Annotated in this window: 13 protein-coding genes and 1 pseudogene; 2 read left to right on the top strand and 12 right to left on the bottom strand. The window is 65.2% G+C overall.

What is annotated here, in order from left to right; all coding sequences use genetic code 11:
• The 3 genes from H926_RS30485 to H926_RS31365 form a co-directional block, all read right to left on the bottom strand.
• A partial coding sequence (locus tag H926_RS30485; RefSeq protein WP_022678516.1) for a hypothetical protein occupies positions 1 to 704 on the bottom strand: 704 nt, incomplete at its 3' end.
• Positions 701 to 1702, bottom strand: coding sequence for a diacylglycerol kinase family protein (locus tag H926_RS0124140; RefSeq protein ID WP_022678515.1), 1002 nt, complete (start codon positions 1700 to 1702; stop codon positions 701 to 703). The genes H926_RS30485 and H926_RS0124140, both read right to left, overlap by 4 nt.
• Before the next feature lie 185 nt (positions 1703 to 1887).
• Entirely contained in the window at positions 1888 to 2445 is a 558-nt protein-coding gene (locus H926_RS31365) for an SOS response-associated peptidase family protein (RefSeq protein ID WP_022678514.1), read from the bottom strand.
• Between the two features lie 264 nt (positions 2446 to 2709).
• Between H926_RS31365 and H926_RS0124130 the strand changes: the two genes are divergently transcribed.
• Positions 2710 to 3165, top strand: coding sequence for a GreA/GreB family elongation factor (locus H926_RS0124130; RefSeq protein ID WP_022678513.1), 456 nt, complete (start codon positions 2710 to 2712; stop codon positions 3163 to 3165).
• 45 nt (positions 3166 to 3210) lie between these two features.
• On the opposite strand, the gene H926_RS0124125 is transcribed toward H926_RS0124130, so the two are convergent.
• From H926_RS0124125 to H926_RS35370, 3 genes and pseudogenes are all read right to left on the bottom strand, one after another.
• A complete protein-coding gene (locus H926_RS0124125; protein ID WP_022678512.1) occupies positions 3211 to 3489 on the bottom strand; it encodes a hypothetical protein in 279 nt (92 codons plus the stop codon).
• Between the two features lie 38 nt (positions 3490 to 3527).
• Positions 3528 to 3821, bottom strand: a pseudogene (locus H926_RS0124120) (HU family DNA-binding protein); the annotation flags it as partial.
• A gap of 368 nt (positions 3822 to 4189) precedes the next feature.
• On the bottom strand, positions 4190 to 4360 hold the full coding sequence (locus H926_RS35370) for a hypothetical protein (RefSeq protein ID WP_156306442.1): 171 nt from the start codon (positions 4358 to 4360) through the stop codon (positions 4190 to 4192).
• Positions 4361 to 4531: 171 nt separating this feature from the next.
• On the opposite strand from H926_RS35370, the gene H926_RS0124110 reads away from it, so the two are divergent.
• Positions 4532 to 5293, top strand: coding sequence for a GntR family transcriptional regulator (locus H926_RS0124110; RefSeq protein ID WP_022678509.1), 762 nt, complete (start codon positions 4532 to 4534; stop codon positions 5291 to 5293).
• A gap of 7 nt (positions 5294 to 5300) precedes the next feature.
• On the opposite strand, the gene H926_RS0124105 is transcribed toward H926_RS0124110, so the two are convergent.
• The 6 genes from H926_RS0124105 to H926_RS30465 all read right to left on the bottom strand — a co-directional run.
• Entirely contained in the window at positions 5301 to 6443 is a 1143-nt protein-coding gene (locus H926_RS0124105) for a GGDEF domain-containing protein (protein WP_022678508.1), read from the bottom strand.
• Positions 6444 to 6531: 88 nt separating this feature from the next.
• Complete coding sequence (locus tag H926_RS31360) at positions 6532 to 6981, bottom strand: BLUF domain-containing protein (RefSeq protein WP_022678507.1); 450 nt, start codon at positions 6979 to 6981, stop codon at positions 6532 to 6534.
• A complete protein-coding gene (locus H926_RS31355) occupies positions 6971 to 7651 on the bottom strand; it encodes a response regulator transcription factor (RefSeq protein WP_022678506.1) in 681 nt (226 codons plus the stop codon). Before H926_RS31355 ends, H926_RS31360 begins: the two co-directional genes overlap by 11 nt.
• 478 nt (positions 7652 to 8129) lie before the next feature.
• Positions 8130 to 8738 carry a TetR/AcrR family transcriptional regulator gene (locus H926_RS0124090; protein ID WP_028658450.1) on the bottom strand — a complete coding sequence of 203 codons (609 nt, stop codon included), beginning with the start codon at positions 8736 to 8738 and terminating at the stop codon, positions 8130 to 8132.
• Positions 8739 to 8839: 101 nt separating this feature from the next.
• Complete coding sequence (locus H926_RS0124085; RefSeq protein ID WP_022678504.1) at positions 8840 to 10633, bottom strand: hypothetical protein; 1794 nt, start codon at positions 10631 to 10633, stop codon at positions 8840 to 8842.
• A gap of 11 nt (positions 10634 to 10644) precedes the next feature.
• Positions 10645 to 11568 (bottom strand): chemotaxis response regulator protein-glutamate methylesterase (locus tag H926_RS30465; RefSeq protein ID WP_043611315.1); only part of this gene is annotated, 924 nt, incomplete at its 5' end.

Here is an 11568-nt window from a genome sequence, read left to right as displayed (position 1 = left end):
AGCGCGCGGCGCAACCGCCAGGCGCGCTGCCAGCGGCGGCGCTGTCCTTGCGGTACTTCCGGTTGCCAGGCCGCGCCGCTGCCAGACAGCAGGATGCCCTGGCTGGCCCAGGCAAGCGGCAGCATCGTGGCAAAATGGGCTGGATCGGCCGAGAGGATGGCGTCGCTGCGGGCGGGCGGTTCCACCCGCAGTTCGGCGCGATAGGTCTGGCGGAACAGCGCCCGCCACCACGCCTGCGCCGGGCCTTGGCCTGGGCCAAGCGCCAGGGCAAAGCGGGCGGCCGTGGCAATAGCATCGGCCACCGCCTGGGTGACCGCAGCAGCCATGGCAAGGTCGTTGGCCACGAGCAGCCGGGCAGGCTGGCAGAACCGCGCCCATACCGTGGTATCGATGCTTTCGCCGCGCGCCGCCCGGCGAAATTGCGCCAGGGACATGACCGCGACCTTGGCCCGCACGGTGACGGCGCCAAGACCGATTTCATGATAGCCAACGTCGGGCCAGATCAACGCCGCCAAGCCGCGCGCCGGGCGGCGGTGGAGGACATAGAAATCAACCAGCCCCTCCAGATCGTCACGCCGCAGGTTCGATCCATAAAACAGCACGGCATCGCCACCGAGCCGGGCGCAGACCTGGCGGGCCGCCGCCACGATCTCTGGCTTTACCGGTTGTGCGAGGCTGGCTGCCACCGCCTGGTTCAGGCTCATGCCGGAACCACGAATTGGATCGGCCGGCCCCGGCTGATGATCAGATTGCCGCCGGGAAACTGCTCGCCATCAAGGATGAAGCCCCGGTCGAGCGAGAGATAGACCTTGTCCGCATCGCGGCGGATATAGCCATCTGCTTCCAATGCCGGCGATTCCCGTCCCTTGATCACCGCCAGGAAATTGCGGTGCAGGGCACGGGGCGGGGCCTTGACGGTAAGGAACTTTAGCCCGTCGCGGATGCGACCGAACGGGCGCAGGCCCACCGGCATCTGCCGCAAGGTCGAGGCCAGCATGAGATAGACGCGTTCGGCAAAGATCTCCACGCCATCGCGCGACACCCGCGCCATGTCGCCACGGCGCCAGCTGTTGCGCGGCCCGCCGAACAGGCTCTTCAGCAAGGCCATCAGCACGGTCATTGCCACCGCGATGGCGTTGAACATGCCCTTGCGGTGAACGCGCTGCGCCAGCAACGTTGCGCGGCTGAACACGCCCAGGCCAAAGATAAAGCCGAGCTGGTCGGGCAGGGCATTGTTGTTCCAGTGAATATGCACCGGCGCGCGGTCGGCGACGCGGTTTTCCATGTGCGCTCGGATCGCGTCGCCCAGGCTCCAGTGCGCGGGCAAGGCCAGATCGAACGCCAGCGCGTTGGTCTTGCCCGAGGGGATCACCGCCACGCGCGGCAATGCCCCGCGATACACCATGTGCGCCACGCTCAAGACATCACGTACGGTGCCGTCGCCGCCATCGATTACAATGAGTTCGACGCCTTCGTTGGCAAACTGGGTGATGATGCTGACCAGTTCGTTGCGCGATGAGGGTTCGCGCTTGAACACGACGGCCTCGGGCAGTTCGGTCGGGCGTGAGCCGCCGTTGTTGCGGTGGCTGCGCGGATTGCTCACCACGCCTACGCGGGGCACCGGGCGGCTGACTTCGGTGGGGGTAAAATCCTTGGCGCGGATGATCGCCACCCCGCCGTGTTGATTGAATTCCTGTCTCATTTCCGCTCGATAGAATGCGCACCGCGCCAGTGGCGCAGCGCTTTGACATGACGGTCCGTAAAAACTCCAATGGTGTCGCCAACGCGCAAAGCCAAGATCAGTTTCCAAAAAAAACTGTTATTCGGTGCAAAATAGGCGGGCGCGTAAGGCAGGCTTGGGTACGGTTCGTAAAAAGCAGCCGCCGCTCAATCGCCCAGTGGCATGATCCGATCGGGGTGAAGCGCCTGGACCAGCGTGTCCACCTCCTTCCAGCCTTGCGCCAGCCAGCGCGCCTGTTGCGGCGCCGTCAGCAGCAGGGGGACGGAGGCGGGGGGATTGGCTGGGCCCGATAGCGCGTCGACACCAACGGTCAGGATGGCAAAGCTGGGCACTTCGGAATCGCGCCAGATGCCGGCAAAGGCCATGATCGGCGCATCGGGCGATCGCCACCACCGCCGTGCGCCGCCTGCGCGAAAATGCGTGGCCGGCACCAGGCAGCGCATCTCGGGATGGCGCAAAGTGCCTATCCAGAACGGGCTTTCCACATTGCGCACCGTCGTCACCACATGCTGCCCGCGGGGCGGTGGTGGCACGCCCCATTGGCGCGGCACCAGGCGCCGCCGGCCATCGCGGCCGCGCACCACCACCGGAGCATAGCCGCCCGGGTTCACCGCGCCACCGGTCCAGACATCGCCGTTGGCATCGGCCGCCAGCGCCTGGGCAATGGCATGGGCCGGGGCATCGAGAACATAGGCGAGTGACATGGCTGGCAATCCTTGTGAAACAGCATGGCCATGCCGCCAAGCATTTCACGCAGAGAAATGGCTTGCTGGCCCCTCTGGCCTTTTCGGTGCGCGCAGGGCATTGTGACGCTCGCAACTCTATTTCACCCTGCTGCCGGCGGGCAAGGCTTGCGCTTTTGCCCGCCGGCTTTTTATGGTCTGCGCTCGTGGGGCGGTGGCTGCTCTTGCTCTGTCGCGCAAAGCGGGCAAGAGGGGGGACCCACCCCTGCTGACCAAGGACCAGGCATGAGCGTTGCGTTCCGCCGCGAAAGTGATGACGAGCATCTCGAACCCAAGTTCGAGCGGCCGATCCCGGCTGGGCCCAATCTGGTAACGGCGCGTGGCCTGGCGCAATTGAGCGCCAGAGTGGCAGAGGTGGAGGCATTGATCGCCACGCTGCAGGATGAGGAGGCGCTCAAGGCCGCGCGCCGCGATCTGCGCTATTGGAGTACGCGCCTGGCCACCGCCCAGGTAATGCCTGCGCCGGCCGGTGACGTGGTGGAGTTCGGTTCCACGGTCACGCTGGTGCACAACGGTCGGGAGCGGACGGTCACGCTCGTCGGCGACGACGAGGCCGACCCAGCGGCAGGCCTGCTGGCGTTTTCCGCGCCGCTGGCGCGCGCGATCATGGGCGCCGAAGCGGGCGAATATGTGGATTTTGGTGGCAAGGCCGAAGCGGTGGAGATCGTCACGATCACGTGAAGCTGATCGGCGTCGCTGGGAAAGCCTGCGCGGCGCGATGGGCGCTCAAGCGGGGTCGGTGGGGGCCTGCGCCTGGAGCTGGTCCAGCATATCCATGAAGTTGCGCGCAGCGTCCCGCTCGGCAGGATCGGGAAAGGCCACGTCGAGATCGGGCGCATTGCCCAGGATGTGCATCAACGCCCACATCGCAAAGCGCCGGCCGGGATCATGCTCCAGGCCAAAATCCACGGAAAGGCGTTCCATGCCCGCGGCCAGTGCCGCTGGCGCTACCGATGCAGGATCGGCAGCGCCGAAGTAGCGGCGCATCTGGTCGTCGAAATCCACGAAACGCCTTTCCGAGGGGAAAAAGCCAGCAGCGGCGATTAGCCGTTCAGCTTGTCCTTGAGAGCCTTGGCCGGCGCGAAGCTGAGCTTGCGCGAAGCCGCGATCTGGATCGGTTCGCCGGTCGAGGGATTGCGGCCTTCGCGGGCCGGCACGTCCTTGACCTTGAACTTGCCGAACGCGTTCAGCGAGATTTCCTCACCCTTGGCAGCGGCTTCGGCGATGGCGGCGAAAACGGCGTCGACCGTCTTGCGGACCTCGGCCTTGGCAATGCCCTGGCTGGCGGCAACGGCATCGACAAGTTCAGTAGTGTTCATGGTAGCGTTTCTCCAAAATGCTGCGTGGGGCCTAACGCCTGATTTGCGCGCTGTAAATCGGCGGAGAGACGAAGAACCATGGGTTTGCGTTCATTCGCCGGCGCGTTTTCCACCGCTACGGCACGTTGGCACCGTCATTGTCTGGGGCCATAGCCAGATCATGACGCGTTGCAGCACGCAGGAGGCCGGTTTTCCGGCAGCAATCCATGCGCTGACGTTAACGATCTTTCGGCGTCTGCATGTCCGGGCGCTTGCGTAAGGTTGCACAGGCCTGGCGATAGCCAGCGATATTGCCGAATATCCCGACGCGACAACGGAAATTGCCGTAAACAGGGTTGGCTTGCGCCTACGTCGGCTGCGCTGCAGGCCCCATCGTCAGGCTCCGCTCAATCAGCGGATTGGGGCACGCGATAACAACTGTAACGGTTCTGCGCATCGCCTTCATGACGGCGCGATTGCGCATATGCGGTATGAGGCAAGCGCAGGCTCAGCGACACATCCGGGGTCAGCCACGCAAACACATGAATTTTCCATATCGGACCGAAAAATGCGGCCATCACGCTGGTCCAACGGCAGAATCGCGCCACGGCATGCATTCGAACAACGTCCCGATTCTTGCCCAGCGCCTTGATTGGGTGTGAGTTCAATCCATAACCATTGCCATACAGATAAAATCCCTGTTGTTCTCGGTTCCCGGGCGGCGTAGTGCTTGGGCGTAAAGGAGAGCCATGGCCTTCGTTGATCAGATTGGTGCGCTTCGGGAAAACGAAGCCGGCCCACGCTACATGCGGCTGCAAAAGCTTATTCGTCACGCGGTAGACAGCCGTCGCCTTGCCGCCGGCGCCGCTCTGCCCAGCGAGCGCGACCTTTGCGAGGAATACGGGCTGTCGCGCGTCACGATCCGCAAGGCGATCGATGGCCTGGTGGAAGAAGGCTTGCTGGAAAGGCGCCAGGGCGCGGGCACCTTTGTCTCGGAAAACCTTCAGAAAGCCAGCAGCGGCCGCGTGGAAAAGAGCTTTTCGGCGCTGTCATCGTTTTCGGAAGACATGATGGCGCGCGGGCGCAAGCCCGGCAACAAGTGGATCGATCGTTCCGAAGGCCTCGTTACGCCCGAGGAATCGCTATCGCTGGGCCTGTCGCCGGGCTCGAAAGTCTATCGCTTCCAGCGCATCCGTTACGCCGATGGCGTGACCATGGCGCTTGAAGGCGCCACCGTGCCGGGTTGGGGCCTGCCTTCGGTCGCGACGGTCGAGAACTCGCTCTACACGGCCTTGCAACAGGCTGGGCACAGGCCGGTGCGGGCGCTGCAGCGCGTGCGCGCGATCGGCTTTCCGGCGGAGATGGCCGATCTACTGGGCATCGCTGCCGGCGATCCGTGCCTGTTCATCGAACGCCGGGCGTTTCTGCCCGATGGCCGGGTGATCGAAATCACCCACAGCTATTATCGTGGCGATGCCTATGACCTGGTCGCCGAATTGAGCGAGATCTGACGCAGCCTCAGGCGACGCGGCGGCGATTGGCGCCGCGCTCGCGCTTGGCCTGGTACAGGCGCGCGTCCGCCTCCTGCAGCAGCGCATCGAGCTGATCGGCGCGATTGTCGCTCACCACGCTGCCCACACAGGTGGAGATCAGGATGACATGGTCATCCACCTCGAACGGCTCGGCGATCGTGGTGCGCAGGCGCTGCGCGAGAAGACCGGCCTCTTCGCTGCGTGACAGGCCAAATTGCACGACGGCAAATTCATCGCCGCCCAGGCGCGCAACGATATCGCCATTGCGGATCGCGCCGCGCAGGCGATTGGCCACTTGTTCCAGCAGGCGATCGCCAGTGCCGTGGCCATAGGCATCGTTGACTGGCTTGAAGCCATCGAGATCGAGATAATGTACGGCGACGAGGCCGTGGGGAGACATGACGGCAGCATTGGCCTCGAAATGCTCGCGCAGGGCGAGGCGATTGGGCAGGGCGGTCAGGTTGTCGCGCCGGGCCAGCGAGAGCGAGACCAGCCGATGGCCGATCTCAGCCTTGACCATGTCATGGCGCATGCGCAGCGACTGTCGGCCGCCGATCACGAAAGCCGTGGCGATAAACGCCAGCCCGATCGTCAAAGGGCGGGCCTCGGCCAGCGCGAGCAGCAGGGTTGGTGTCATCGCCAGGGCCATGAACAGCGAGGCAAGACGCGGCCGGGCGCCAACGCCGGTCGCCACGCCTGCACAAAACCCGACAAGCACGCAGATCGTCAGGGCCCGCGCATCGCCACGATCCAGGTGGATCACCCGCGCCCCGATCAGGCCGAGCAACCCGGCAAAGCTGCCATAGGGGATAGCGAACAGCAGTTCCAGCCGGCGCGCGGCGGGCCGGTCGAGCAGGGCGGTCAGGGCGCGGTGACGCAAGCGCACCGCCAGGATGATCCGCGTGGTCCAGGCACAAGCCGCCAGGCAACCCAGTACCATGATCACGCGATCCCCTGTGTCGTGGATCATCAGGGCGAGATAGGCGGCAAAGATCACCGCCATGTAGATCGCTTGCAATGGCGTGGCATAGAGCCCGCGCACGAGTTCGGCATAGATGCGGTCGGCCAGTGCTGGCCCGCCGGCAGCGGCATCCGCGCCGGCACCGGCCGGAAACGTCGTTCGGGGCACCGGCGCTCTCTCCACATGGCACCGCCTGCGGCGCAGGCGGGCTCAATGATTACGTGCAGATTGCGATTGCGGGGTTAACAAATGTTGATCACGTCGCACGATGCTGGCCGCAGCCGGGGTTCGCGCCGGGCAGGGGCCTGGCAAACGCCTGCAACAGGCTTAGTAGCGCGGGTGCACCATCGGCCATGGCCGTGCGAACCTGGCCGGCCAGATAGACTGATGCCCCGGCATAGGCGAGTGCCCAGCCATCGAAACGGCGATAGGGCAGCGTGCCTTCGGCCAGCGTCATGATGTGGGTGTGGCGCACATCATCACAGATCGTGCTTCGCATCTGCGCCAGTGCGGTGGCGGGGCCTTCCAGTGCCTGGATGAAATGCTGCCCGGTAAACAGCAGGGCGCCGCTGAGGCCGCATTCGGCATTGCGCAGCGCCGCGTGGGCAACCAGGGCCTCTACGGTAGGACCGGCCCAGGCGGGCGCAACGGCGCAATTGCTGGCATAGAGCCAATGCTGCACGGTGGCCCCACCCTCAGGCTGCATCAAGCCCTTGATCCAGAACGCCGGTGAACACGGCGAAACGGATCAGGGCAGCCAGATTGTCCATTTGCAGCTTTTGCATGATGTTGCCCCGGTGCATTTCCACTGTGCGTACCCCGATCCTTAGCCGTTCGGCAATGGCGCGGTTGGTCAGCCCGGCAACCACGCCCCGCAGCACTTCCTGCTCGCGCGGGGTCAGTTGTGTGGTCAAGGCCGTAGCCTGGCCCACGCGCTGCTGCTGGGCGACGCGAGCGGGCAGGATCGAAAAGCCGTGTTCGAGGACCGGGCGCAAGGCATCGGCCTGAACCGGCATTTCCAGGAAATCCACGGCGCCGGCGCGCAGGGCCTGGACCACCTGCGGGATCGTAGGGGAAACGGCCATGACGATCACGGCCATCTCTGGCCGTTGCGAAAGGACCGCGCGCACCATCGGGCCAGGGCCTTCCTCTTCGCCGGCGATGGGCGTGGCTTGGGCAGGGGGCTCAGGCGTGCGCCAGGCCAGCAGGACGCAGCCGGCGGGAAGATAGCCCAGCGCGTCTGCCAGATCGGCAGACGCGGCAAAAGGATGACAGTCCAGCCCTTGCTGACGTATCAATTGTGCCAGATCCCGACGATGCAGGGCATCGCTATCCACGATGTGAACGGTGCGTTGCGCCACGTTGATCTCGCCCATCCCGGTTCGGCAGACCGAACCTGTTCAGTTATAACCGAAATCAGCCTTAGATTGCAGGCTCGGCAACCAATACCGTAGCGATACGGGGTACGGTGATCTACGCCGAGTAATTGCAACAAACTGACATGAGTTAGGAGAAAACGACAGCTGCAATCGGTGTTGCTGTGCAAATTAGCTTGCAGGGAACCGGTTTCGTCAACGCGCAATAGCGGGCACGCACGCGCATCGACGAAACCGGGGCCAGGCCCGGCCGGGCTGCTTTACGAAAAAGCCTATTGCCCGGCCGCCCTTTGCCGACGCGCGGGGGACGCGTCGAATAAAGAAAGCCCGCGAGGGACCATGGGGATGGGGGGATGCCGGCCAATGGGGGGAGAAGCCGGCTGGCCCCGCGACTTTCAATACCAATTGGTATAGAAACCCGCAGATGCCGCGTCAACAAGTTTATATACCGCTCGGTATCGCAAACGGCGGGCGTTGCTCAACGCCCCGGCCAGAGTGCCAAGGCGGTTTCGACGATCGTATGAAGGCGCGCAAAATCAGCACCTGAACCGGCTTGGACGCTCATTCCGCTCAACAGGCACAGGCAATAGGCGCATAGCGCCTGCGCGGTGTATCCGGGAAAATCGCCCTCCGCCTCGGCCCGCTCGAACCGTGCAAGCAGCGCCTGCTCATAGGCAGCGCGGCGGGTAATCACTTCTTGGCGCATCGATTCGTCATAGGTGGAGGAAGCGACTGCGTGCATCACGCCAAAGCACGCCCGTCCGCCCTCGCTGGTGGTCAACATTGCCAGGGCATCGCGTAGCATGGCCGCCGCCACACCGCGCGCGGTTGGCGCCAAAAGCGCTTGGGTCATGAACGCCAGCTTGTCCCGCTCGTAAAGGTCCAAGGCCTTGCGAAACAAGGATTCCTTGTTGCCAAAGCAGGCATAGAGGCTGGGCCGGGTAATCCCCATCGCCTCCGTCAGGTCAGACAACGAAGCGCCGTCATAGCCGCGTGTCCAGAACACGTGCAGAGCGGCGAGCAAGGCTGCATCGGGATCGAACTGCCGCGGTCTGCCACGGGAGGGACCACCGGGTGTGGCAAGCATTGGCGGGATCGCGACTTGGTTCATATGCCGCAGACTATAGGCAGGCAGGCGCGCAGGTCCAGCACGGGTGCTGCCTGCGTCGCATTCGCCGCCGCCGCAGATCAGAACAGTGCGTCGTCGAACAAGGCGTCGTCGTCATCGTCTTGGGCGTCACCGGGACCAAAGCCGGACGTGGGCTGGCTGTTGGCGAGCGGCACCATCCCGTGCAGGAGAAAGCGATCGTGCACCACGCGTTCACTCGCCATGGTATAGATCTGTCCCAGCGCGTTCATCAGCGCGGCGATCGCAGCATGGGCGGCGGGATCATCGCTGTTGCCACTGCCGGCAAGGTCGGCGGTGCGCACCGCGATCGCCTCGATCGTCTTGGCCAGGTCGAGGCTCACTTCCAGTTCGTCCCGCGTCTTGCGCAGCATGGTGGCGATGGTGTCGCTCTGCTGGCTGGCCACGGCGATGGCCTGTTCCGTGCGCTGCGCGCCTTGGCGGATCATCGCCAGCGAGAGCGCGAGTTCGTCGCCAGTGCCGACCTCGCCGGAACGGTCTGTGCCGCGCATCGCGGCCGAGCATCCGTCGAGATCGCTGGCGGCGGCGTTGATATGCGTGACCGCACCGTCCAGCGTTTCGGCGTGGCTGCGAATTTCGTTGGCGATGACGGTCATGGGCCGGCCGATCGCTTCAACCCGCCGGCAGGACAGGCCGATATTGATCGCCATCAGTTGCACGTCGACCCGCAAGTGACGGATTGCGGCGGCACGGGCTATGAGGTCAGCCACGGTGGCGATGATCAGGCCCAGCGTCTGTTCGGCCTGGGCATCTGCCTCTTGCAGTTGCGCGATCATGGCGGTGGCTTCGGCAATCCCGCTTTCCAGCTCGCGCAGGAACGCCGCTTCGCCGGCATGCTGCTGCGCGGGATCGTGATCGGCCGGCGCGGCGGGGGCCTGCAACGCCAGCAGGCGGTTGGCCTCAGGCTCAAGATCGTGCATCGATCCCACAAGCACCAGCGTTTCGCGGCGGAAATCGATGGCGGTTTCTTCAAGCTGGGCGTGCAGCAGGGCCAGCACATGGTGGCAGGCCGCCTCTTCGGCGGGGGAGCCGGGCGGGCGCCCGCCCAGGTGCGCGTCGAGCATCTCGCATCCGGCCAACACATGTTCCAACCGCTGGCGGGCAATATCGCCGATCTGGATGGCGCCCAGCACGGTCGCGACCTTGGCCTGGATCGTCGCGGCGATCTCTCCGGTTGTGCGCGCCATCGCGGCCAGGCCATCCTGGTGACTGGCCAGCGCGCCGGCATCGCGGATCAGGCGGTCTGGCACCTGTGGCACCACGCGCGCGCATTCGTTGACCAGCCGCGAATCCGATCGCAGCATGCTGGCAAGGCCGGCTTCCAGCTCGGCCAGACGCCCGTCGAAGCCGGCGGCGTCGGCTTTGCCCATGTCCAGTTTCTGCGCCATGAGATCGGCGAAATCGACAAAGTCGCGCGCGCCACCCGCAGCAATCTTGACGTTCATGCCATAGATCTTGAGCGCATCGAGCGTGCGTTGCAGATCATGGATTTGTGCCGTGAGGCGGGCCGATACGGCGCGGATGTGGCCCACCTGGTCGGCCCGACGGGCGGCCTGATCGGCCACGCTGTAAAGCCGCTTGGCCGCGCGGGTGAGGTTTCCCACCGCGCCCGAACCATCGCCATCGCCCAGGGCGGCGCTGATCTGGCCGAGGGTGCCAACCACAGCCGAAATAGCCTCTACCGTCCGCTCCAGCGTGGTGCCGATGCGGGTGAAATGATCGTCGAGACCATGCAGGATATCCGCCAGGCGCAGGCGCAATGGCGCGGTGAGCGCGGCATCGGCCGGCGGCGGCGGGGTATCTGCCATGGGCGGCATCAGCGGTTCGGGTTGCATCGCGGCTCTCCTTATCGCGCCGTAGCCTGCAACAGTTCCTGGGCGATCGCGCCAAGCGGCACGATGCGATCGGCGGCGCCGCGCGCGATCGCTTCCTTGGGCATGCCGAACACGATGGAGGTGGCTTCGTCCTGGGCGACAGTGCGCGCGCCGGCCTCCTTCATTTCCAGCAGCCCCCGCGCGCCATCGTCACCCATGCCGGTCATGATGATCCCCACTGCGTTCGATCCGGCGCAGCGCGCGGCGGAGCGGAACAGCACATCGACCGAGGGACGATGCCGGCTGACCAGTGGCCCGTCGCGCACCGAGACAAGGTAGCGCGCGCCCTGGCGTTCGAGCAGCGTATGCTTGCCGCCAGGCGCGATCAGCACGTGGCCGCGCATCACGGTGTCGCCGTCTTCGGCCTCCTTCACCGATACCTCGCACAGGCCATCGAGCCGGCGGGCAAAGGCGCGGGTGAAATGTTCGGGCATGTGCTGGACGATGACGATGCCGGGCGAATTGGCGGGCAGCGCTTCCAGCACTTCGCGCAAGGCTTCGGTGCCGCCGGTGGAGGCGCCGATGCACACCACCATTTCGGTGGTGCGGCTCATCGCCTTGCTGCCCGCGGCGCGTGCCGGGGGAGGCGGCAACACGGCATCGGCGGTCAGCTTGGGCTGGGGATGGAGCGAGGGCGGCGCGCTGGCTGCGGCAGAGCGGCGGCCGCCACGCACCTTGGCCCGCGCGGCTGCCTTGACCGTGTCGCGGATCATCAGCCGGCTTTCGGAAAGGTGATCGGCCACGCCCACGCGCGGTTTCAGGATCACGTCGACTGCGCCCGCATGCATGGCTTCGAGCAGCGTATCCGAGCCTTCCTCGGTCAGCGACGAGCACATCACCACCGGCACGGGGCATTGCTGCATCAGCTTGCGCAGGAACGTGATGCCATCCATGCG

It is taken from the genome of Novosphingobium sp. B-7, from assembly GCF_000410615.1.
Classification (GTDB): Bacteria; Pseudomonadota; Alphaproteobacteria; order Sphingomonadales; family Sphingomonadaceae; genus Novosphingobium; species Novosphingobium capsulatum.
Note: the sequence above shows the minus strand (reverse complement) of the source record. Positions and strands in the feature narration are given on the sequence as shown.